Genomic DNA, 22,070 nt, shown 5'->3' with positions numbered 1-22,070 from the left:
GAGGTCGTCTGAAACGCTTTCTGTTCGTGTTTTCAGACGACCTTTTCCCTTTTCGTCATGCTTGCGCCGCTTCGCCGGGACGTTGGTTTTCCTGCGCTTGTTGTGCTGCTTTGACTTTGTTTTGCTCGTTTTGCATCAGTTTTTGCAACACTAAATCGCGCGGGCCGTCCATAACGACTTTGCCGTTTTCCATTACGATGATGCGGTTAACGATTTGCAGCACTTGCGGACGGTGGGTGACCAAGAGCATGGTGCGGTTGCGTCCCCAGTGGGCGATCGCGTTCAATGCCATGCGTTCGGTACCTTGGTCGAGGCTGGTTGTCGGCTCGTCCAAAAGAACCACTTTGGGGTCGCGCAGCGTCATGCGTGCGAGGGCGATGATTTGTTTTTGACCGCCGGACAGGCCCAAACCGTCTTCACCCAAAGGCATATCCAAGCCTCTCGGGTGGTTGCGGATGATTTGGTCCAGACCAAAACGTTTGAGTGCGGTCAGTAGGTCTTGGTCGGTCGAATAGCTGTCGGTACGCGCCAAATCCATGTTTTCGCGCAATGTTCCCAAGAAAAGGCGTGGAGATTGGCTAAACAGGAGGACTTGGTTCCGCAGGAAATTCGGATCAAGTTGGCGCATATCGACGCCGTCGAGGGTTACGTTGCCTTTTTCGGTGTCGTACAGACCGCTCGCCAGCTTCAGCATGGTACTTTTACCGCTGCCGATACGTCCGAGGATACCGACTTTTTCACCGGGTCGGATGTTGATGCGTAACTCGTCAACTGCGTTGTTACTTTCGTTTTTGTATTTGAACGTTACGTTTTCAAAGGCGATATTGCCTTGAACGTTGTCCAAAGTAATGTATTTGCGTTCGGGGCTGCGTTCGATCGGACGGGAAACAATGTCGTTCACGCCTCTTAACGCCAGCTTCGCCTGTTGGAAGCGGGTAGCAAGGCCGGCAACTTGAGCCAACGGCGCCAACGCGCGGCCGGACAGAATAACGGAGGCAATCAGCGCACCCATGGTAATCCGTTCCGCATGGTTGTCGGCATGAATCAGATAGGTACCGACAACGACCAAAAAGACAGTATTGAGCTGCTGCATGGCAACGGCGAAGTTGACCATGAAGTTGCTGGTATCTTTTACTTTGATGGATGAAGCGGAGGTTTTGGCGGTGTATTCATCCCAGCGTTGTTGCGCCCATGAAGTCGCATTGTTGGTTTTCAGGGTTTCGATGCCTTCAATGGCTTCTACGGCAAGGCCTGAACGTTGCGAGCTTTCTTTCATGGATTCGTTAATGTGGCGCGACAAGGGGCGTTGAACGATGAAGCCGACAATGACGACAATCGGAATAATCGCCAAAGGAACCAAAGCCAGTTTGCCGCCGACTATCGAAATAACAAAGATAAACAGCAACAGGAACGGCAAGTCCACCAAAGTCAACAGGCTCGCGCTGGTCATGAATTCGCGTACGGATTCAAATTCGCGCAGGTTGTTGGCGTATGAACCGGAAGAAGCGGGACGGTCGGCAAGGCGCAATGCCATCACGCGGCGGAACAAGGCGGAGCTGATAATCAGGTCGGCCTTTTTACCGGCGATGTCGGTCAAATGGCCGCGTATCATCTTGGCGGCAAATTCGAACAAAATGGCGAGGACAACGCCGATACTCAAAACCCACAGGGTTTCATAGGCTTGGTTGGGAATGACGCGGTCGTACACGTTCATGACATACAACGAGCTGACCAAGGCGAGGAAGTTAATGATGACGGTCGCCAAAATCACTTGATAGTAATAGCTGCGGAAACGCCAAATGACTTTCCAAAACCATGCTTTGGGGAGGTGGTATTCAGGCAGTTCGGAACGCGTGTCCGCCGCCATTTTGGGCTTGATAAACCAGCAGTAACCCAGATACAGACCGGAAAGCTGGTCATGATCAAGCTGCTGCTCCAAGCCATCTACCTGACGGATATGATATTTTCTGTTTCGACCCGAACCTTCGATATTGGTAATGACGGCAGCCTCTTCGTTGTGAAGAATGATCATCACAGGAACGGCAAGCGATGGAATGTCTTCCAGATTGCGCTTGGACAATGTGTTTTCAAAGCCGTGGCTGCGCAAGACTTCGACGAGGGAATGATAGTTGACATTGAGTTTTTTATCCCGCACCACCTCTGCCGTCAGCGCGGCTTCTGACACAGGCGCCCCTAAGAGACGGGTAACCAACACAATATGTTCAATGATTGCTTTCATGATAATTCGCGTAATGAGTAATGATGTTAAGATTTTATGTTATTGCTTCAAGCCTGCCCAATTCGCCATCTGCGCCTGCGCAGCCAGATAATCCAACGCGGCATCGCGGAAGTCGTTGCGCGCCGAAATGTTTTCCTGCTCAATGCTGGACAATTCGTTGTATGCGCCCAAAACGTCGGTCAGCGTGCGGCGGGCGATTTTAAATTGCAGCTCGTAAGTTTTAACCACGTCCTTTTGGGCGGCAATATGTTGCGCAGCAATATCGGCACGGCGTTCGCTCTCGCGCATGTCGATTTCGGCGGTTTGGGTTTTTTCGGTAATGTCGCGCATAATCTGCTCGGATTTCGATTCGGCAGCAATCAGGGCATCGGCATTTTTCTGCACATTATGGCGCGCGGCAACGTCTAAGACATTCCATGCCACATTTAAATAAAGCTGCCTGTTGTCGCGGTTCGCATTACCTTCCAGGTTCACAGCGGGCAGGCGCTCTGCTTTGGAAACGTCCAAATCTGCCTTCACGCTGTCGCGTTCTGCCACCTGCGCCCGATAGGAAGGATTGGTGTTGTTATCGGCGGTTTTGAAACGGCGGACCAATGATTCCGCGCTGTCGTTGGCAAACGGATCTTCCAAATCCTCTGCCGTCAACTGCCGTCCGGTGTAGCGGGACAAGCGGCTCAACGCCAATTCCATCGTGCGTTGTTGTTGCGCGATGGATGATTCGACCTGCAACAGGCGCGCACGCGCTTCAATGAGTTCGGAACGGCGGCCGCTATCGTATTTCACGATAATATTCAAATCTTTCAGGAGATTATTGTGTCGGACCAAGCTCTGACGGTTGATGCGCAAGATTTCTTTCGCGCGCAATGCGGTCAAATAGAGTTTGCCGATGTCGCTGCCCAGACGTTCCTGATTTTCGAAATAACGATGATGGTAGTATTGCTCTCTGTTTTTATCGCGCCGTACCGCCGCATTGATGGCGCCCCATGAATATACATTCAAAGTTCCGCGTATGCCGACACCGTCATTCATATCGTTGCTGGAATATTTGTTTTTCTGCGCCAAAACTTTGGTACCTGTCAGCGTCAACACGGGATAATGGCGCGCACGGGTAGCCTTCGTCGTACTTTTGGCCGAATCTTCGGTTGCTTTCGCTTCCTTCACAATCGGGTCGGACACCATGGCATCCCTTAAAATAGCCTGCAAAGGATAAGCCTGCGCCGTTGCCGCGCATACTGCCGCGCACACCGCGGCAGCAATTTGTCCGGTGCGGAAAACGGATGTCTTGGGACGATTCAAAAAAGATTTTTTCTTCATATTATTCACAACAATACGGTTCGTCATTTATCAGATTGGCAAAGGGGTGGCCTGTTGCAAATCAATTCTTTGAGCATATTATCATTAATCGGAATCCCTGTTTTCAGATTGCGATAAAAGGTAGTTATCTGCTCCTGAAAGTAACATGGATGATATTCCTACTATTGCTAAATCACGACACCGTATTAAAAACGAGCAAAAGGTCGTCTGAAAACGACCTCCTGTTTACAGATGGACGCTAATGATTTGCAACATTTGCGCCAGCACTTTCGGATTGGCTGCCACAATATCGCCGCTTTCCAGCCAGCCTTCATTGCCGGACATATCGGTAACGATACCGCCGGCTTCCTGCACAATCAGCGCGCCTGCGGCAATATCCCAAGGTTTGAGGTTGAACTCGAAGAAACCGTCCAAACGGCCGGCCGCTACGGCACACAAATCCAACGAAGCCGCGCCCTCTCTGCGACCACCGGCAGTTTTTGCCAAAAAGTCTTTCAAAATAGCCAGATACTTGTTCATCATGCTTTGATCAACGACAGGGAAGCCGGTACCGATCAAGCAGCGGTTCAACTCAATGCGGGAAGAAACGCGGATACGGCGGTCGTTGAGCAATGCGCCTTTGCCGCGCGAAGCCATGTAAACATCGTTGCGTTCAGGTGCGTACACCAAAGCTTCCTGCAACACGCCTTTGTGCAGCAACGCCATGGATATCGCGTATTGGGGATGGCCGTGCAAGAAGTTGGTCGTGCCGTCGAGCGGATCGATAATCCATTCGTATTCCGCAGAGACTTTGCCGTGAGAACCGCCTTCTTCGCAAGTGATTTTGTGATGCGGATAGGCTTCTTTAAGCGCTTCCACCAAAATCATCTCGGAATTGCGGTCAACGTCGGAAACGAAATCGTTGAATGCCTTGCTGTCAACTTTGACGGCATCCAGATTGCCGCTTGCGCGGATCATCATCTGCCCGGCTTTACGGGCGGCTTTGAAAGCGGTATTTAAAAACGGATTCATGGGTTTTCTTTCTAAATCAGGTAAAATACCGTCCGGCGCATCTGCACCGGACGCAACGTTTGTACGTTTCCGACGTTGTTAAAGAACATTTCAGACGACCTCTCAAGCCCAAAGGCGAAAGGTCGTCTGAAAACAAAAAGATGGCGTATTATACCCGATTCCCGAACAAACCGAAAACAAAACATGACTTCAGCCAAGCCCGAATTGCCCGACTATCTCGGCAACATCCGCATCATCCTCACCCGCACCAGCCATCCCGCCAATATCGGCTCTGCTGCCCGCGCCATGAAGACCATGGGGCTGCACAAACTCACCATCGTCGCCCCGAATTTGATGTCCACGCCGATGACCGGGCAACCGCCCGTTTTCAACCCCGAAAACCCGCAAGATTTCCAACTGCCGGAGGAAAGTTTCATCCTTGCTTCCGGCGCGGCAGACGTATTGCACAACGCCGTGATTACCGCCACGCTCAACGAAGCCCTCGCGGACACCACGCTCGCCTGCGCCCTTACCAGCCGCCGCCGCGAAATCACCGCCCCGCTGCAAACCCCGCGCGAACTGGTTCCCGAATTATTGCAGGCGGCACAACGCGGAGAACAAGTTGCCCTCATCTTCGGCAACGAAACCTTCGGCTTGAGCATCGAAGAAGTGCAGGCATGCAACCGTCTGATGACCATCAACGGCAACCCCGACTATTTCTCGCTCAACCTCGCCCAAGCCGTTCAGGTCGTGTGTTACGAAATCTTCAGCCAGACCGATATGCCCATGACCCACCTGCAACAAGAAGACCACGCTGCCACCCACGAGCAAATCAAAGGCATGGTCGCCCACATGGAAAGCGTCATGGACGATATCGGCTTCTTCAACCGCCGCAACAGCGAACGTCTGATGCGCCGTATGCAAAGCCTGTTCGGACGTGCCAACACTCAAACCGAAGACATCGACATCCTGCGCGGCTTTTTCAATACCGTCAGCCATCGCTTGAAGAAGAAAGACTGAAAAAGGTCGTCTGAAAAATAAAACTGCACCCTAAAAGTCGGACATCCCATCCAACTTCGGGTGCAATTTTAAGACCAAATATATAGTGGATTAAATTTAAATCAGGACAAGGCGACGAAGCCGCAGACAGTACAGATAGTACGGAACCGATTCACTTGGTGCTTCAGCACCTTAGAGAATCGTTCTCTTTGAGCTAAGGCGAGGCAACGCCGTACTGGTTTAAAGTTAATCCACTATACATTACATTTCAAATACCAAGTATTAGCATATGCATCAATTCAAACTCAGCAACAAATCTCTAAAAGCATTGGGATCTTTAATAAACGTCATTTCACCGGTTTGCGGAAAGTGAAAGTCTAAAAGACGCGACACCCAAAACCGGATACAGCCCGCTCTTTGGGCAATCGGGAAATATTCGCGTTCTTCATCAGACAAAGGTCTGATGCTTTCGTACCCCCTGATAAAAGCATCTTGCAAGGAACTATCCAGCTTGTTCTCCGCTGTTCTTGCCCAGTCATTGACGGCAATGGCCAGGTCGTACATAAAATTTCCGTTGCAGGCATAGTAAAAATCGATAAAGCCCGCCACCTTCTCCCCATCCAATAAAACATTATCCTTAAACAAATCGGCATGGATAATGCCTGAAGGCAGATGATTACCCAGATTACCATCTAAATCAGCAATCTCCTTTTGCAGCAAAGCCGCGTCATCTTCGCTCAATACCGGCAAAAGCTGACTGCAAGCATCATGCCACCAACGGTCGTAACGCGGATTGACCATTTTTTGCGGGAAACTCTGTCCGGCAATATGCATTTTTGCCAACATGGCCCCTGTATTGAAACATTGCATTTCCGTTGCCCAGCCAGTATCCGAGCCATTCAGGCAAGTAACCAGACAGGCAGGTTTACCCACCAAGATAGAATCCAGCCTACCATCCTTGCGCACAATCGGAGCAGGACAAGCCACGCCATTGCTACTCAGATGCCGGCTCAATTCCAGAAAAAACGGCAACTCCTCTTGCTTCAATACCTCGAATACCGTTAAAACGTAACGCCCCGTCGTGGTGGTCAAAAAATAATTGCTGTTCGTGATCCCCTGCGCAATTCCCTGCAACGATACAAAACCGCCCAAATCGTATTGGGTCAAAAACGCCCGCATTTCCTCATCAGAAACACTTGTATAGACAGACATAATGCAAACCTATCAATAGAAAATATAAGGGGCAATCATACCAAAAAATTCCCCTGCCAAACAGGCAAACGCCAAGCTCGCGCCATAGTCATAAAAAACAAAAAGGTCGTCTGAAAATATTTTCAGACGACCTTTTGCTTGTTGATCTCAATTAAGCTTGTTTATTCCAACGCTCAATCGATTCTTTAATGACTTGTTTCGCTTCTTCAACATCACCCCAGGATTCGACTTTGGTCGTACCTGCTTTTTTCAAGTCTTTGTAGTGGTTGAAATGGAATTCGATTTGCTTGATTAATTGTTGCGGCAAATCAGACAATGTTTTGTACGCATTGCCATTGTTGCGGTCGTCGGCAGGAACGCAAACGATTTTATCGTCAACCTCGCCGTCATCAACAAATTTCATCACGCCAATGACGCGCGCTTCCAGAAAAATGCCGGTTGCCAATGGCTGCTCTGTCACCAACAAGACATCCAATTCATCGCCATCTTCGTCTAAAGTCTGAGGGATAAAACCGTAGTTTGTAGGTTTGGAAAAAATTGCAGGTTCAACACGGTCGAGTTGGAAAGCCGCTAATGTTCGGTTCCATTCGATTTTATGATTGCTGCCTGCAGGAATTTCGTTCACAACATTAATAATGCCGCCATCGACATCACCCGGCGTCAAGATTTTATTAAAATCTGCCATTTTGCGCTCCTTATAAACAATTGCAAAAGTTAAACGCTGAAAGTATAACAAACAAAAGACATTTCTGGAAATGTATCGCTTTCCGCCTAATTCATGACGGCAAAAGTCTTCCGAACATCTCAAAACCATGAACATAACGGCACGAGGCGGCATTGCTCACAAATTCTATTCGATTTATTTCTAGATTTATTTCTATGTTAAATGTACAAAAACAGCACAAAATAAAAATCGACTCCTATATTAGAGTCGATTTTTATCAGGCTTAATGCCTATCTATGCTTACAGAGCATCTTTCAATGCTTTACCGGCACGGAATTTAGGAGTTTTAGCAGCAGCAATGGTCAGAGGCTCGCCGGTTTTAGGGTTGCGGCCTTGACGTTCTGCGCGTTCACCAACGTAGAAAGTACCGAAACCGACCAGAGTTACGGTGTCGCCTTTTTTCAGAGCGTTGGTTACAGCATTGGTAGTGGCATCCAGAGCTTTTTGGGCGGCAGCTTTAGAAATGCCGGCTTCTTGAGCAATTGCTTCGATCAATTCAGACTTATTCACAATCAGTCCCTTCCTATCGTTGAAAATAATGAAATGCCCGAATACTCGGGGCTTCGTACTTTTGAGTACCTTTGCGCTTTATAGCAATTCTGAAAATACCGTGTCAAGAAAAAAATGCGGAATTGCCCTATTTTACAGGCTTTCAAGGCAAACCCGCATCTTTTGCAACACATTTTTTACAAAATCAGTGTTTGGTCGCTTTCGCCCTTGACTTAGGCTTGGCGGCTTCAACCTGCGCCTCTTCGGCACTTAAAGGCGCAACCCAAGGTGTCGGCTGGCTTTCCAAGCCCAAAGCGAGGACTTCGTCTATCCATTTGACCGGATGGATGGTCAGGCCGGTTTTCACGTTTTCAGGGATTTCTTCCAAGTCTTTGACGTTGTCTTTCGGAATCAGGACGTGTTTGATGCCGCCGCGCAAGGCAGCCAACAGTTTTTCCTTCAAACCGCCGATTGGCAAGACTTCGCCGCGCAGGGTGATTTCGCCTGTCATCGCCACATCGGCGCGCACCGGAATTCTGGTAAAGGCAGACACCATCGCCAAAGTCATGGCGATACCTGCGCTCGGACCGTCTTTCGGCGTTGCACCTTCGGGAACGTGAACATGGATGTCTTTTTTCTCGTAAAAATCAGGAGCCAAACCCACTGATTCTGCACGGGAACGGACAACAGACCATGCCGCGGACACAGATTCCTTCATCACGTCGCCCAACTGGCCGGTACACTGAATCACGCCCTTGCCCGGCAACGCCACGGCTTCGACAGTCAGCAATTCGCCGCCGACTTCCGTCCACGCCAAACCGGTAACCTGTCCGATGCGGTTTTCACTTTCGGCAACGCCGTAATCGAAGCGGCGCACGCCCAAGTAGTCATGCAGGTTTTTCTCATTGACTTTAACCGCCTTAGGCTTGGCTTTGCTGGTTTTCTTGGTTTCAGACGACCTCTTCTTATCTTCGTTCAAGGTAATCTGCATCACCACCTTACGGCAGATTTTAGCAATCTCGCGGTCGAGCGAACGTACACCGGCTTCACGGGTGTAATAACGGATGATATCGCGTACCGCGCTTTCTTCGACCACCAATTCGCCCTCTTTCACGCCGTTGCGTTTCATTTGCTTCGGCACGAGATACTGCATGGCGATATTGATTTTCTCGTCTTCGGTATAGCCGGACAAACGGATGATTTCCATACGGTCAAGCAACGGAGTCGGGATGTTCAAGCTATTAGATGTGGCGATAAACATCACATCGCTCAAATCGTAATCCACTTCCGCATAATGATCGGCAAACTTGTTGTTTTGCTCAGGATCAAGCACCTCAAGCAACGCGCTGGCGGGATCGCCTCGGAAGTCGCTGCCCAATTTGTCGATTTCGTCGAGCAGGAACAGCGGATTCTTCACGCCTGCCTTAGCCATGTTTTGCAGGATTTTGCCGGGCATGGAGCCGATATAGGTACGGCGGTGGCCGCGGATTTCGCTTTCGTCGCGCACGCCGCCCAAAGCCATGCGGACATATTGGCGGCCTGTTGCTTTGGCAATGGATTCGCCCAAAGAGGTTTTACCCACCCCCGGAGGACCGACCAAACACAGAATCGGACCTTTGAGCTTGTCCATACGTTTTTGGACGGCAAGGTATTCCAAAATCCGTTCTTTGACTTTTTCCAAGCCATAGTGGTCGGCGTTCAACACCAAATCGGCTTTGGCAATGTCTTTGCTGACACGGGATTTTTTCTTCCACGGCAGCTCAAGTAAAGTATCGATGTAGTTGCGTACGACGGTGGATTCCGCAGACATAGGCGGCATCATTTTGAGCTTTTTCAGTTCGGACAGGCATTTCTCTTCGGCTTCTTTGGTCATGCCCGCTTCTTTGATTTTTGCTTCCAACGCATCCAGTTCGCCGCGTTCGTCTTCTTCGCCCAATTCTTTCTGAATCGCTTTCACTTGCTCGTTCAGATAGTACTCGCGCTGGGATTTTTCCATCTGGCGTTTGACGCGGCCGCGGATGCGTTTTTCGACCTGCATGATGTCCAGTTCGGATTCCAACTGGGCGAGCAGAAACTCCATACGGCCGATAATGCCGAAAGTTTCCAAAATCTGTTGGCGCTGCTCCAGTTTCAACTGCAAATGCGCCGCAATCGTGTCCACCAAACGGCTGTTATCATCGATACCGTTGATGGTATTGATGATTTCGGCAGGGATTTTTTTATTCAACTTGGCGTATTGGTCAAACTGGGTAAGCAGCGTACGGCGAATGGCTTCAATATCGGGATTGTCCGCATCCGCATACTCGTTGACAGCTTCGACATGGGACAGGAACAACCCGCCGCTCTCTTCAATGGTCAATACTCTGCCGCGCCGAATACCTTCGACCAACACTTTTACCGTGCCGTCAGGCAGCTTCAACACCTGCAAAACCTGCGCGACCGTACCCGTACGGTGCAAATCAGACGCCGTCGGATCTTCGGTGTTCGGGTCGATTTGCGCCAGCAAAAACACCGGATCGTCATTCGCCATTGCCGCTTCCAATGCCGCAATGGATTTCGGGCGGCCTACAAACAGCGGCAGCACCATATGCGGATAAACGACGACATCGCGTAAAGGCAAGGTTGCCAGTGCGCTGTATTCCTCAAAATGTTTTTCTTTTGTCGGCATATTGTTCTCTACTTGGTAATAAATTCGGAATGTAGCCTAAATTGGGATGGAAAAGCGTATTTCAAGACTTGAAAAAGCCGATGTACGCTTCTATTTTTATCGGCAACTTTTTGCGATAAAATACACGCCATTCGAGGTCGTCTGAAAGGCTGGAACTTTTCAGACGACCTCTCGGCATACAGCACATCAGGAGTCAGCCATGACCGACCAAACCTCACTCATCGAATTCCCCTGCCAATTCCCCATCAAAGTCATGGGCAACGCGCATCCCGAATTTGAAAAAAATATCTTAGAAACCGTCCGCCAGCACGCGCCCGATACCGAACCCCACCACATCACCACCCGTCAAAGCAGCAAGGGCAACTATACCGGTGCGACCGTCAAAGTAAACGTCGAAAGCAAAGAGCAACTGGACAAAATCTACCGCGCCCTGACCGATCACGAAATGGTGAAAGTGGTGTACTGATATGAAAATCGTGCAGAAAGGCATGGTCGAGTACCAACCGACTTTCGAAGCCATGAAAGCGTTCAACGCAGCCCGCGACGAACATACCGAAGACGAATTATGGGTGGTCGAGCATCCGCCCGTCTTCACACAAGGGCTGGCAGGCAAACCGGAGCACCTTCTGATTCGCGACGACATACCCGTCGTCCAAATCGACCGGGGCGGACAAATCACCTACCACGGTCCCGGCCAGTTGGTCATCTACACCATGATCAACTTCAAACGCCGCAAAACCAGCGTCCGCAACATCGTCTCCGCGCTTGAAAACAGCATCATCGCCACTTTGGCGGAATACGGAATCGAAGCGGCGGCAGACCCGAAACGCCCCGGCGTTTATGTCGGTGAGCGCAAAATCGCCTCACTCGGCTTGCGCATCAAAGACGGTTCCGTTTATCACGGTCTGGCATTAAACGTAAACATGGACTTAAGCCCGTTTACCCACATCAATCCCTGCGGCTATGCCGGCATGGAAATGACACAAATCGCGGATTTTGTCCAACCCTGTCCCACCTTGGACGAGGTTGCGCAAAAACTGACCGCACACCTCGAGACACAACTCACACCGAAAGCGAACAATTAATGAGCGAAATCAAAGTTGACGATCCCAAACGCGGCGTCAAACTCAAAGGCGCGGACAAAACCGCCCGCATCCCCATCAAAGTCGTCCCCCTTCAGGAAAAACTGAAAAAGCCCGAATGGATACGCGCCAAACTGCCGTCACGCAAATTCTTTGAAATCAAAGATATTTTGCGCGAACAAAAAATGCACACCGTTTGCGAAGAAGCCTCCTGCCCGAATATCGGCGAATGTTTCAGCAAAGGCACAGCGACCTTCATGATTATGGGCGACATTTGTACCCGACGTTGCCCGTTCTGCGACGTGGGACACGGCCGCCCGAATATGCTTGACCCCGACGAACCGAAACACCTCGCAGAATCCGTCAAAGCCATGAACCTGCGTTACGTCGTCATCACCTCCGTTGACCGCGACGACCTGCGCGACGGCGGCGCACAGCATTTCGCCGACTGCATCAAAGCCATCCGCGAAACCAGTCCGAACACAAAAATCGAAATCCTCGTTCCCGACTTCCGCGGCCGCTTGGACATCGCACTGAAAATTCTTGCCGAAACCCCGCCTGACGTGATGAACCACAACTTGGAAACCCATCCGAGCCTGTACAAAAAAGCCCGTCCGGGCGCCAACTATCAGCACTCCCTCGACCTGCTACGCCGCTACAAAGAAATGATGCCGCACATCCCGACCAAATCCGGCATCATGGTCGGCTTGGGCGAGACAGACGAAGACGTGCGCGAAATCATGCGCGATATGCGGGCGCACAATATCGAGATGATTACCATCGGCCAGTACCTCCAGCCTTCAGACGGACACCTGCCCGTCTTGCGCTACGTCACGCCCGACCAGTTCAAAATCTTCGAAAAAGAAGCGTACGAACTGGGCTTCACCAACGCCGCCATCGGCGCCATGGTCCGCTCAAGCTACCACGCCGACGAGCAGGCTGCCGAAGCATTACGCGAAAGTCATGGCGGCGGTTGCGGTCATCATTGATAACAAAAGGTCGTCTGAAAATTTTCAGACGACCTTTTTTCAAACAAGCGGCTTAGGCTTTATACGTCATACGTTCCCATTACGCTTGCGCTGTCCAAGATATGCCCCTGCATGGCGAAATGCAGGTCGTTGAAGCGGAAGCCGCGCGGCAGGTTTAATACGGTGTCGAGTGCATAAACGATGAGTTCGTAGCGGTGGCGGCAGTTGGGCGGATACATACCGCCGTAGCCTGTGGCTTCTTCGATGTCCAACTTGCCCAACAGGCTCGCCCAACTGTTTGCGCCTTGCGTGTAGTCGGTGGCGGTCAGACTTTCGTTTTCGGCGACGGAGGTGCGTTTGAGGTCGGCAATCAGCCAGTGTGTCCACACAAATCCGCTGGCGGTAATGGCGTCTTTGTCTTCCAGAACGACGGCAAAGGATTTCGTGCCTTCGGGCGCGCCGCTGATTTCAAAGGGGATGGAGTAAGTCGGCATGTTGTTCGGACTGAACTGGCTGCCGCGCTTGCCGTATTTGTCTTCAAATTCGCCGTTGACAATGGCTGAAGTCGTTACCTGCATAGTGTTCTCCTATGGGTTGGGGAAGGGGTCGTCTGAAAAAGGAAGGCTTGTTCAGACGGGTAATCGGATTGTTCGGTTTGCCGGGCTGTCGTTTTCAGACGACCTGTTTTATACCTGCCAATCTATCGGCGTTATCCCGTTTTCCTGCAAATAGGCATTGGCGCGGGAAAAGTGTTTGCAGCCGAAGAAACCGCGATAGGCGGACAGCGGCGAGGGGTGCGGCGCGCTGAGGACGAGATGGCGGCTGCGGTCGATAAACGCGCCTTTTTTCTGCGCATGGCTGCCCCAAAGCATGAAGACGACGTGTTCGCGGTTTTGGTTGATTTGGTTGACCACTTCGTCGGTAAAGCGCTCCCAACCCAATGTGGCATGGGAATGCGCCTGTCCCGCGCGGACGGTCAGGACGGTATTGAGCAGTAAAACGCCCTGCTCTGCCCAATGTTGCAGATAGCCGTGTTGCGGGATACGGAAGCCTTCGATGTCGTCCGCCAACTCTTTGTAAATATTGACCAACGAGGGAGGGACGGCTACGCCTTCGCGGACGGAAAACGCCAGCCCGTGCGCCTGCCCTGCGCCGTGATACGGGTCTTGTCCCAAAATCACAACTTTGACGTTACCGAATTCGGTTGCTTTAAAGGCGTTGAACACGTCTTCGGCAGGCGGATAGATAATCCGCCCCATGCCGCGCTCGTGTTTGACGGTTTCGATGATGTGTTGAAAATAGGGTTCGGACTTTTCCGAGCCGATTGCTTCGTGCCAAGTTTGCATATTGATGCCTTCATGATCGTGAAAAATGATTATAACGCAGCAAAATGGAGATGACGCCTTTTCTGCCGACCTTCCATTTCCTCCGGACGTATCAAATAAAATATTGTCATGATTGAATTGTCAGTCAGCCTTTGTACCGTTATGATTGAGTCTGTCCCACCCGAATCTTAAGGAATCTATATGACTACTTGGTTTATCGTTGCCGCCGCCGTCCTGATTGTCGAGCTGTTTGTCGGTACTGTATATCTCTTGGTTGTCAGCGCGGCTTTGTTCGGCGCGGGATTGGTGTATGGGCTGACCGGTAATACTTCGATTGCCGTCGCTGCGGCAGCCGTTTTATCCGCCGTCGGTATCTGGGTGGTACACAGTAAATTCAAAAAAACTGCGCCCCGCCAAGAATTGAACGATGATTTGGACATCGGACAGACCGTTCAAATCCTCCGCCGCCTTCACGGCGATTGCTATGAAGTTTCGTATCGGGGAACGTACTGGCAGGCGCAGGCTGAAAATGCCGATGCCGTTCAGACGACCTCTACCGCCGTGATTACCGGTAAAAACGGTAATGTTTTACTCATTCGTTTAAATTGATTGATAAAATCGAAAGGAGCATCATGGGCGAATTGATTACCCTTCCTGAAAATATTCATCTATTAATATTAATCTTTGCTCTCACCGCATAAGGAAAAAACAATGGAATTTTTATACAGCTTCCCCGTCATCCTGTTGCTTGTCGTTGTAATTTTCGGCTTCAAAGCCTTTATCGTCGTGCCGCAGCAGGAAGTTTACGTCGTTGAACGCCTCGGCAGATTTCACAACGCGCTGACCGCCGGTCTGAACATTCTGATTCCTTTCGTTGACCGCGTCGCCTACCGCCACTCGCTCAAAGAAGTGCCTTTGGACGTTCCCAGCCAAGTCTGCATCACCCGCGACAATACCCAGCTTACCGTTGACGGCATCATCTACTTCCAAGTAACCGATCCGAAACTCGCTTCTTACGGCTCCAGCAACTATATCATGGCGATTACCCAGCTTGCCCAAACCACGCTGCGTTCGGTTATCGGCCGCATGGAATTGGACAAAACGTTTGAAGAACGCGACGAAATCAACAGCATCGTCGTTTCCGCGCTCGATGAAGCGGCAGGCGCATGGGGTGTGAAAGTATTGCGTTACGAAATCAAAGACTTGGTTCCGCCGCAAGAAATCCTGCGTTCCATGCAGGCGCAAATTACCGCCGAACGTGAAAAACGCGCCCGCATCGCCGAATCCGAAGGCCGTAAAATCGAGCAAATCAACCTTGCCAGCGGTCAGCGCGAAGCGGAAATCCAACAGTCCGAAGGTGAAGCGCAAGCTGCCATCAACGCGTCAAACGGCGAAAAAATCGCCCGCATCAACCGCGCACAAGGTGAAGCCGAAGCCCTGCGCCTGGTTGCCGAAGCCAACGCCGACGCGATCCGCAAAATCGCCGAGGCAGTCCGCTCAGAGGGCGGTTCCGAAGCTGTCAACCTGAAAGTTGCCGAGCAATATGTCGCCGCCTTCAGCAATTTGGCAAAAGAAAGCAACACGCTGATTATGCCTGCCAACGTCGCCGACATCGGCAGCCTGGTTTCAGCCGGACTGAAGATTATCGACAGCAACAAAGCGGCAAAATAAACCTTACGTTTTGCCACAAGGTCGTCTGAAAACGAGTGCAACGCGTTTCGCTACCATAAACAGCGGATTTCGCCAAACCGTTTTTCAGACGACCTTTATTCACATGATGGCAGACAGGATGCCCATCTGACCAAGCTTCAATATAGTGGATTAAATTTAAATCAGGACAAGGCGACGAAGCCGCAGACAGTACAGATAGTACGGCAAGGCGAGGCAACGCCGTACTGGTTTAAAGTTAATCCACTATACATTCTGATTGTTACCAAAGACCAATTCAATGACTCAGAAAACACACACCATCAAAACCTACCTCGTCGGCGGCGCCGTCCGCGATTATCTTTTAGGTTTGCCCGTTAAAGACCGCGACTGGGTGGTCGTCGGCGCTGACGCACAAACCATGCTGGCGCGAGGCTTCCAGCCGGTCGGCAAAGATTTTCCCGTGTTCCTCCATCCCGAAACCCACGAAGAATACGCCCTCGCCCGTACCGAACGCAAAACCGCCAAGGGCTATGCCGGTTTCAGTTTCCACGCCGACAAAGACGTTACGCTGGAGCAGGATTTGATGCGCCGCGACCTGACCATCAACGCGATGGCGCAGGATTCAGACGACCTCATCATCGACCCCTTCGGCGGACAACAGGATTTGGCAGCGGGCATTTTGCGCCACGTTTCCCCCGCCTTTGCCGAAGACCCCGTCCGCATCCTGCGCACCGCCCGCTTTGCCGCGCGCTACGGTTTTGAAATCGCCGAAGAAACCATGAAGCTGATGCGGCAGATGGTGGAAAACGGCGAAGCGGACGCTTTGGTTGCCGAACGCGTCTGGCAGGAGTTGGCGAAAGGTTTGATGGAAAAAAATCCCCGAAAGATGATTGAAGTATTGCGCGAATGCGGCGCACTCAAAGTCTTGCTGCCCGAAGTCGATGCCCTCTTCGGTGTGCCACAACGCGCCGACTATCATCCCGAAATCGACAGCGGCATCCATACCCTGATGACGCTGCAACGCGCCGCCGATATGGGTCTGACGCTACCCGAACGCTACGCCGCCCTGCTGCACGATTTGGGCAAAGCCAAAACCCCGCCCGAAATCCTGCCCAAACACCACGGACACGACCTCGCAGGCGTCGAACCCGTGCGCGAAGTCAATCAGAAGCTGCGCGCGCCGAGACACTGCGCCGAGCTTGCCGAACTTGTCTGCCGCTGGCACATCATGTTCCACCAAGTCGGGCAATTCAAAAACAAAACCATCTTAACCGTTTTGAAAAAAACCGACGCTTTCAGACGACCCGAACGCTTCGCCGCCGCCCTGAACGTCTGCGTTGCCGACAAACAGGGTCGTCTGAATCGCGAAAACGCCCCCTACCCCCAGCGCGCGCACTGGCTCGCCCTGCTCGAAGCCGCCAACCAAGTGGATTCAGGCAAAATCGCCGCCGAATGCCGCGCGCAGGAAAAAGCCCACCTTATCGCCGAAGAAATCGACCGGGCGCGGTTGGCAGAAATTGCTCCTTTGCAAAAAGCGTATAAGACAGAAAAATAGGAAGCTCTTAATGACATCTTCACGTTATAAAATCGAACGCGCGCCTGATGGCATTACTGTGTCTGCGCGTGTTGTACATGACTCTCAGGAAATCGGTTTTACCGCTCTATTTCTTATATTTTCCTTTGCTATTACATGCATCGCGCCGTTTTACCTTGAAGAGCATTATTTCACTGATCCAATAATAATTCTTATCCATATACTTTTTACTTTCTACCTAGTCGGCTCACTGGTTTACAGCCTTCTCTGGCAACTTTTCGTACGTGAAAACATCAAGATCCGTAACCATACCCTGTCTCATGGTTACACCTTGTTCTCCATTGGACGTTGGCGTAGTTTTCCGCTATCAGAAATTTCCGAATGGCAGTTTCGTGACAATATTCCCAAAGCTCCTGTTGCAAGAGGAAGAAAAGCTAGGTACCCGGGCGAAAACTACTACCAAAATGGTATAAAACAACCGAAAAACGATATCCCCAATATCTTACATATCCAAAAATGCAAACAAGGCGCATGGTCTTTCGATTATCAGGAAAAAACCATACTTATCGGCGATTTTTTTGACAGCCGTGATGCTCAGATAATCAATACTGAATTGAACAGGTTTATCCCAGCATCCGCTAAAGCCCGTCAACTTTCAGACGACCTTTGAAACAGCCGCCGCCATATCCGCTATAATCTGCCTCTCAGCCATTCCGTTCCAAACATAAAAACCATGACCCTACAAACCGATTTATTGCCCAAAATCAACAACGAAGATTACCAACGCCTCATCCTCAAACACAGCGTAGAATTCAGCGAAGGCGAAATCCGCCTGCTGAACGAAATCCTCGAAAAATTCACCTTCGACGTCGTTCAGGCGCAGGCATTGGCGCAGGCGGTGATGCAGCAAGTGCGCTTCGATCCCAACGCCTACCACATCGACAGCGACGACGAAGACACCACAGGCATCTGTCCCCACTGCATCAACCCACCCATGCCGCCCCTGCGCGATTACCTCGTTTGGCGCGAAACACGCGGCTGAATCCCTTTCAAAAAGGTCGTCTGAAAACAGCAAACCGCTTTTCAGACGACCCCGAACCCACCGGAAAACCCATGTTGCAAACCGACAACCTGACCGCCGCCCAGCCCCAGCGCATCATCACCGCCCAAAGCATCTCCTCGCAGGAAGAGCTGCTCGAGCGCGCCCTGCGCCCTAAAACGCTGGACGACTATATCGGGCAAGACAAAGCCAAAGAACAGCTCGCCATCTTCATCCAAGCCGCTAAAAAACGCTGCGAAGCCCTAGACCACACCCTGCTCTTCGGCCCGCCCGGACTGGGCAAAACCACATTGGCGCACATCATCGCCAAAGAGCTGGGCGTCAACCTGCGTCAAACCAGCGGCCCCGTCCTCGAACGCGCCGGTGACCTTGCCGCCCTTCTGACCAACCTCGAGCCGCACGACGTATTGTTCATCGACGAAATCCACCGCCTCAGCCCCGTCGTCGAAGAAATCCTCTACCCTGCGCTCGAAGACTACCAACTCGACATCATGATAGGCGAAGGCCCTGCCGCCCGTTCCGTCAAAATCGACCTGCCGCCCTTCACGCTCGTCGGTGCAACGACTCGCGCAGGTATGCTGACCAACCCTCTGCGCGACCGCTTCGGTATCGTTGCCCGCTTGGAGTTTTATCAAAATCAAGACCTTGCCACCATCGTCAGCCGTTCCGCCCAATTACTGCAACTCGACATGGGCGAAGAAGGCGCAATGGAAGTTGCCAAACGCAGCCGCGGTACACCCCGCATCGCCAACCGCCTGCTGCGCCGAGTACGCGATTTTGCCGATGTGAAAAACAACGGCGTGATCGATGCCGCCGTCGCCGATGCTGCTTTAAGTATGCTGGATGTGGACGCACAAGGTTTGGACGTCATGGACAGAAAATTCCTCGAAGCCATCCTGCACAAATTCAGCGGCGGTCCCGTCGGCCTCGACAACGTTGCCGCCGCCATCGGCGAATCCACGGACACCATCGAAGACGTTATCGAACCCTACCTCATCCAACAAGGCTTCCTGCAACGTACCCCGCGCGGCAGAATAGCCACCGAACGCGCCTACCTGCACTTCGGCTTGAAAATGGAAAAATAAGCGTATTGAAATGAAGAAAGGTCGTCTGAAACCGGATTTTTGGTTTTCAGACGACCTTTTGTTATCGGCGTAGTTGGTGCGGATAGGCTTCAAGGCAGAGCAAGGCAATCAAGCCCGAAATGGTATAGTGGATTAAATTTAAATCAGGACAAGGCGGCGAAGCCGCAGACAGTACAGATAGTACGGAACCGATTCACTTGGTGCTTCAGCACCTTAGAGAATCGTTCTCTTTGAGCTAAGGCGAGGCAACGCCGTACTGGTTTAAATTTAATCCACTATAAAAATTGGGAAACGATTTGCCAAGCAGTTCAGCACATTAGGCCACAGAAGCCAATTCTTTCCTCATGGCATCAATCACCGCCTTATAGTCCGGCTTGCCAAAGATGGCGGAACCTGCCACAAAAGTATCGGCACCCGCTGCCGCGACGGCGGCGATATTGTCGGTTTTGATGCCGCCGTCTACTTCGATGGCGATGTGCCGTCCGCTTTGCGCTTCGTACTGATCCAACATCGCCCGCACTTGACGGATTTTTTCAAGGGTATGCGGGATGAAGCTTTGTCCGCCGAATCCGGGGTTGACCGACATCAACAATACCATGTCCAGCCTGTCCAATACGTTTTCCAAAACGTAGGCGGGAGTGGCCGGATTCAACACCAATCCTGCCTGACAGCCCGCATCTTTAATCAGACTGAGGCTACGGTCGATATGGCGGCTGGCTTCGGGATGAAACGTGATAATCGACGCCCCTGCTTTGGCAAATGCCTGAATCAGATCATCAACAGGTTCGACCATCAGATGCACATCAATCGGCACGGTGGCATAAGGCCTCAACGCTGCGCAGACCATAGGGCCGAAAGTCAGATTCGGCACATAATGATTGTCCATCACGTCGAAATGAATCAAATCGGCTCCCGCTTCGATAACTTTCGTTACTTCTTCACCCAAACGGGCAAAATCGGCGGATAAGATACTGGGCGCAATACGGAAATTGTGGTTCATAGAAATCCAGTCGGATGGTGTGGTTTGATAAACGGATAATTTTTCATATTCTACCACCAACGCCTCACGCAACACTAACTATGCATTATTAATATTTAACAAAAGTAAGCATATGCATAAATAATTATAGGTTAAGGATATGTTTTGTCAGAAATAAAATAAAGATATGAAGTTAACAAAAGTTAACTGGAGGGATACTGCCTTTCACACGCTAATCGGGTATATTTGCGCGGTTACGGAAACTAGGAAAACGCTGTGTCTGTCGGATTCAAATCTTATTTACCCCTCTGTGCATTATCGGTTGCGCTGCTGACGGCTGTCGGTCAAGCGCACGCCGGCCCCCAATATATCAAGCTGGACGATTTTCAAGCCAATTGCGACATCCGCTCCCTTAATCTGACGCAAGACCAACACAATGCTTTGCGTCGCATCCGTAATGATTACAAACAGGCATCGGACAAAGCATACCGTAAACTCGTCCGCACAGACCGTAACCGCCGCCAAGTCATTATGAAAATCCTTGCGGCAGATAATTTCGATCAAAACAACGCCCGCGATTATGTCGAAACCCGCTACTTGTCGAGCATGGACTTCGCCGTGGAAGAATTGGAAATCCAACACCGTTTCTACCACCTGCTCAATCCGCGCCAACGCCAGATTTGGCTCTCTTCCTGCCTTCGCTGACATATCGCTTTCCTGATTGATCCGTACAAAAAGGTCGTCTGAAATCCTGTTTCAGACGACCTTTTAAACAATATGGCGATTTAAAGCGATGCTATTGGAAGAAATTGAACCGGAAAAAGCTTTCCCTACCCTTATCCTCCCGCAGATTTCAGTACGGCAGACCTATTTCACAAAAACTCAATCCAAAACCCGTTGTTCCGGCAAACGCCCTGCCCAATCGCACGCAAACTGCCAAGCCGAACGCCCCGAGCGGTTGCCGCGCATTTGCGCCCATTGCAACGCCGCCTTGCGTGCCGTTTCATCAAAATCCACGCCGAAGTCGCCCAGCCAATTTTCAACCGCTTGAAGGTAGTCGTTTTGATCGAACGGATAAAAACTCAACCACAAACCGAAACGGTCGGACAGGGAAATTTTTTCCTCAACAGCTTCTTTTTGATGAATTTCGCCGCGTATGCCCGTTGTCCCGATATTTTCATCCATATATTCAGGCATCAGGTGGCGCCGGTTGGAGGTCGCGTACACCAATACGTTGCTGCATCTTTGCGACAAACCGCCGTCCAATGCGGTTTTTAGGGCTTTGTAGGTTTCATCGCCGGTTTCAAACGACAGGTCATCGCAGAATACGATAAATTTTTCGGGACGGTCTTTCAGCAAAAAAAGCAGCGCGGGCAGGCTGACCAAATCGCTCTTATCAACTTCAATCAGACGCAGCCCTTGTTTGGCATATTCGTGCAACAGGGCTTTGACCAGCGAGGATTTGCCCGTTCCACGCGAGCCGCTCATCAAAACATTATTCGCGGAGCGGCCTGCCAAAAACTGCTCGGTATTGCGTTTGAGTCTTTCGGTTTGCGTCCCGACGGCAGCCAGACGGTCAAGCGGGAATGTATGCGGGTTTGGCAGGCTCTCCAAAATCCCTTTTTTACCGACGCTGTGCCAACGGTATGCCAAAGCGTTCCAGTCGGTTTTACCGGGTTTTTCGGGCAACACCAAATCAAGACGGTCCAAAACGGAATAGGCTTTTTGCAAAAAGGCGGCGAGTTTCATATG

At 51.1% G+C, this 22,070-nt stretch carries 22 protein-coding genes and 1 pseudogene; 12 read left to right on the top strand and 11 right to left on the bottom strand.

Annotated features, from left to right (window positions below):
* Positions 1–55 precede the first annotated feature (55 nt).
* From AAG834_RS02220 to AAG834_RS02210, 3 genes are all read right to left on the bottom strand, one after another.
* Positions 56–2,239, bottom strand: coding sequence for a type I secretion system permease/ATPase (locus AAG834_RS02220; RefSeq protein ID WP_003767962.1), 2,184 nt, complete (start codon positions 2,237–2,239; stop codon positions 56–58).
* 39 nt (positions 2,240–2,278) lie between these two features.
* On the bottom strand, positions 2,279–3,580 hold the full coding sequence (locus AAG834_RS02215) for a TolC family protein (RefSeq protein ID WP_050901444.1): 1,302 nt from the start codon (positions 3,578–3,580) through the stop codon (positions 2,279–2,281).
* Positions 3,581–3,778: 198 nt separating this feature from the next.
* On the bottom strand, positions 3,779–4,564 hold the full coding sequence (locus tag AAG834_RS02210; RefSeq protein WP_342031115.1) for an inositol monophosphatase family protein: 786 nt from the start codon (positions 4,562–4,564) through the stop codon (positions 3,779–3,781).
* Between the two features lie 183 nt (positions 4,565–4,747).
* On the opposite strand from AAG834_RS02210, the gene AAG834_RS02205 reads away from it, so the two are divergent.
* Entirely contained in the window at positions 4,748–5,563 is an 816-nt protein-coding gene (locus tag AAG834_RS02205) for an RNA methyltransferase (protein ID WP_342031114.1), read from the top strand.
* Positions 5,564–5,836: 273 nt separating this feature from the next.
* On the opposite strand, the gene thrB is transcribed toward AAG834_RS02205, so the two are convergent.
* From thrB to lon, 4 genes are all read right to left on the bottom strand, one after another.
* Positions 5,837–6,754: a homoserine kinase gene (gene thrB / locus AAG834_RS02200; protein WP_342031113.1), complete on the bottom strand. Its 918-nt coding sequence runs from the start codon at positions 6,752–6,754 to the stop codon at positions 5,837–5,839.
* 151 nt (positions 6,755–6,905) lie between these two features.
* Positions 6,906–7,439: an inorganic diphosphatase gene (locus AAG834_RS02195; protein ID WP_049223737.1), complete on the bottom strand. Its 534-nt coding sequence runs from the start codon at positions 7,437–7,439 to the stop codon at positions 6,906–6,908.
* A gap of 279 nt (positions 7,440–7,718) precedes the next feature.
* Positions 7,719–7,988: an HU family DNA-binding protein gene (locus AAG834_RS02190; RefSeq protein ID WP_003677477.1), complete on the bottom strand. Its 270-nt coding sequence runs from the start codon at positions 7,986–7,988 to the stop codon at positions 7,719–7,721.
* Between the two features lie 184 nt (positions 7,989–8,172).
* The gene (lon, locus tag AAG834_RS02185) at positions 8,173–10,635 is read right to left on the bottom strand and encodes an endopeptidase La (protein WP_342031112.1); all 2,463 of its coding nucleotides are present in this window, start codon (positions 10,633–10,635) and stop codon (positions 8,173–8,175) included.
* A 199-nt stretch (positions 10,636–10,834) separates the two neighbouring features.
* Here lon and AAG834_RS02180 point away from each other — a divergent pair, with 199 nt between their 5' ends.
* The 3 genes from AAG834_RS02180 to lipA are packed head-to-tail and all read left to right on the top strand — an operon-like array spanning position 10,835 to position 12,706.
* Complete coding sequence (locus tag AAG834_RS02180) at positions 10,835–11,101, top strand: HP0495 family protein (RefSeq protein ID WP_003756826.1); 267 nt, start codon at positions 10,835–10,837, stop codon at positions 11,099–11,101.
* A gap of 1 nt (position 11,102) precedes the next feature.
* On the top strand, positions 11,103–11,720 hold the full coding sequence (gene lipB / locus AAG834_RS02175) for a lipoyl(octanoyl) transferase LipB (RefSeq protein ID WP_009311759.1): 618 nt from the start codon (positions 11,103–11,105) through the stop codon (positions 11,718–11,720).
* On the top strand, positions 11,720–12,706 hold the full coding sequence (lipA, locus tag AAG834_RS02170) for a lipoyl synthase (protein WP_003778467.1): 987 nt from the start codon (positions 11,720–11,722) through the stop codon (positions 12,704–12,706). Before lipB ends, lipA begins: the two co-directional genes overlap by 1 nt.
* A gap of 59 nt (positions 12,707–12,765) precedes the next feature.
* Here lipA and AAG834_RS02165 read toward each other — a convergent pair whose 3' ends face one another.
* Entirely contained in the window at positions 12,766–13,263 is a 498-nt protein-coding gene (locus AAG834_RS02165) for a YbhB/YbcL family Raf kinase inhibitor-like protein (protein WP_003778466.1), read from the bottom strand.
* Positions 13,264–13,371: 108 nt separating this feature from the next.
* On the bottom strand, positions 13,372–14,031 hold the full coding sequence (gene ung / locus AAG834_RS02160) for a uracil-DNA glycosylase (RefSeq protein ID WP_342031111.1): 660 nt from the start codon (positions 14,029–14,031) through the stop codon (positions 13,372–13,374).
* Positions 14,032–14,211: 180 nt separating this feature from the next.
* Between ung and AAG834_RS02155 the strand changes: the two genes are divergently transcribed.
* From AAG834_RS02155 to ruvB, 7 genes and pseudogenes are all read left to right on the top strand, one after another.
* Positions 14,212–14,619, top strand: a complete 408-nt coding sequence (locus AAG834_RS02155) for an NfeD family protein (protein WP_342031110.1) — start codon at positions 14,212–14,214, stop codon at positions 14,617–14,619.
* 102 nt (positions 14,620–14,721) lie between these two features.
* On the top strand, positions 14,722–15,681 hold the full coding sequence (locus AAG834_RS02150) for an SPFH domain-containing protein (RefSeq protein WP_003767900.1): 960 nt from the start codon (positions 14,722–14,724) through the stop codon (positions 15,679–15,681).
* Positions 15,682–15,813: 132 nt separating this feature from the next.
* Positions 15,814–15,936: pseudogene (locus AAG834_RS02145) on the top strand (IS5/IS1182 family transposase); the annotation flags it as partial.
* A gap of 43 nt (positions 15,937–15,979) precedes the next feature.
* The gene (locus AAG834_RS02140; RefSeq protein WP_342031164.1) at positions 15,980–17,215 is read left to right on the top strand and encodes a multifunctional CCA addition/repair protein; all 1,236 of its coding nucleotides are present in this window, start codon (positions 15,980–15,982) and stop codon (positions 17,213–17,215) included.
* A gap of 10 nt (positions 17,216–17,225) precedes the next feature.
* Positions 17,226–17,864, top strand: coding sequence for a hypothetical protein (locus AAG834_RS02135; RefSeq protein ID WP_342031109.1), 639 nt, complete (start codon positions 17,226–17,228; stop codon positions 17,862–17,864).
* Positions 17,865–17,927: 63 nt separating this feature from the next.
* Complete coding sequence (locus tag AAG834_RS02130; protein WP_019270909.1) at positions 17,928–18,236, top strand: hypothetical protein; 309 nt, start codon at positions 17,928–17,930, stop codon at positions 18,234–18,236.
* Positions 18,237–18,307: 71 nt separating this feature from the next.
* Entirely contained in the window at positions 18,308–19,339 is a 1,032-nt protein-coding gene (gene ruvB / locus AAG834_RS02125) for a Holliday junction branch migration DNA helicase RuvB (protein ID WP_342031163.1), read from the top strand.
* Positions 19,340–19,655: 316 nt separating this feature from the next.
* On the opposite strand, the gene rpe is transcribed toward ruvB, so the two are convergent.
* Positions 19,656–20,339 (bottom strand): ribulose-phosphate 3-epimerase, encoded by a 684-nt coding sequence (gene rpe / locus AAG834_RS02115; RefSeq protein ID WP_342031108.1) that lies wholly within the window; start codon positions 20,337–20,339, stop codon positions 19,656–19,658.
* Between the two features lie 255 nt (positions 20,340–20,594).
* Here rpe and AAG834_RS02110 point away from each other — a divergent pair, with 255 nt between their 5' ends.
* Positions 20,595–21,023 (top strand): Spy/CpxP family protein refolding chaperone, encoded by a 429-nt coding sequence (locus AAG834_RS02110; protein ID WP_003767916.1) that lies wholly within the window; start codon positions 20,595–20,597, stop codon positions 21,021–21,023.
* Between the two features lie 177 nt (positions 21,024–21,200).
* On the opposite strand, the gene AAG834_RS02105 is transcribed toward AAG834_RS02110, so the two are convergent.
* Complete coding sequence (locus AAG834_RS02105; RefSeq protein ID WP_182096204.1) at positions 21,201–22,067, bottom strand: ATP-binding protein; 867 nt, start codon at positions 22,065–22,067, stop codon at positions 21,201–21,203.
* Positions 22,068–22,070 lie beyond the last annotated feature (3 nt).

The sequence above is a fragment of the Neisseria sp. Marseille-Q2251 genome (assembly GCF_940793045.1).
In the GTDB taxonomy this organism is placed as follows: domain Bacteria; phylum Pseudomonadota; class Gammaproteobacteria; order Burkholderiales; family Neisseriaceae; genus Neisseria.
Note: the sequence above shows the minus strand (reverse complement) of the source record. Positions and strands in the feature narration are given on the sequence as shown.

Coding starts and splice junctions, on each gene's coding strand:
- AAG834_RS02130 (WP_019270909.1), top strand. CDS start 17,928: ATGACCCTACAAACCGATTTATTGCCCAAAATCAACAACGAAGATTAC.
- thrB (WP_342031113.1), bottom strand. CDS start 6,754: ATGTCTGTCTATACAAGTGTTTCTGATGAGGAAATGCGGGCGTTTTTG.
- rpe (WP_342031108.1), bottom strand. CDS start 20,339: ATGAACCACAATTTCCGTATTGCGCCCAGTATCTTATCCGCCGATTTT.
- AAG834_RS02210 (WP_342031115.1), bottom strand. CDS start 4,564: ATGAATCCGTTTTTAAATACCGCTTTCAAAGCCGCCCGTAAAGCCGGG.
- ung (WP_342031111.1), bottom strand. CDS start 14,031: ATGCAAACTTGGCACGAAGCAATCGGCTCGGAAAAGTCCGAACCCTAT.
- AAG834_RS02135 (WP_342031109.1), top strand. CDS start 17,226: ATGACATCTTCACGTTATAAAATCGAACGCGCGCCTGATGGCATTACT.
- AAG834_RS02220 (WP_003767962.1), bottom strand. CDS start 2,239: ATGAAAGCAATCATTGAACATATTGTGTTGGTTACCCGTCTCTTAGGG.
- ruvB (WP_342031163.1), top strand. CDS start 18,308: ATGTTGCAAACCGACAACCTGACCGCCGCCCAGCCCCAGCGCATCATC.
- AAG834_RS02165 (WP_003778466.1), bottom strand. CDS start 13,263: ATGCAGGTAACGACTTCAGCCATTGTCAACGGCGAATTTGAAGACAAA.
- lon (WP_342031112.1), bottom strand. CDS start 10,635: ATGCCGACAAAAGAAAAACATTTTGAGGAATACAGCGCACTGGCAACC.
- AAG834_RS02180 (WP_003756826.1), top strand. CDS start 10,835: ATGACCGACCAAACCTCACTCATCGAATTCCCCTGCCAATTCCCCATC.
- lipA (WP_003778467.1), top strand. CDS start 11,720: ATGAGCGAAATCAAAGTTGACGATCCCAAACGCGGCGTCAAACTCAAA.
- AAG834_RS02105 (WP_182096204.1), bottom strand. CDS start 22,067: ATGAAACTCGCCGCCTTTTTGCAAAAAGCCTATTCCGTTTTGGACCGT.
- AAG834_RS02150 (WP_003767900.1), top strand. CDS start 14,722: ATGGAATTTTTATACAGCTTCCCCGTCATCCTGTTGCTTGTCGTTGTA.
- AAG834_RS02155 (WP_342031110.1), top strand. CDS start 14,212: ATGACTACTTGGTTTATCGTTGCCGCCGCCGTCCTGATTGTCGAGCTG.
- AAG834_RS02215 (WP_050901444.1), bottom strand. CDS start 3,580: ATGACGAACCGTATTGTTGTGAATAATATGAAGAAAAAATCTTTTTTG.
- lipB (WP_009311759.1), top strand. CDS start 11,103: ATGAAAATCGTGCAGAAAGGCATGGTCGAGTACCAACCGACTTTCGAA.
- AAG834_RS02205 (WP_342031114.1), top strand. CDS start 4,748: ATGACTTCAGCCAAGCCCGAATTGCCCGACTATCTCGGCAACATCCGC.
- AAG834_RS02195 (WP_049223737.1), bottom strand. CDS start 7,439: ATGGCAGATTTTAATAAAATCTTGACGCCGGGTGATGTCGATGGCGGC.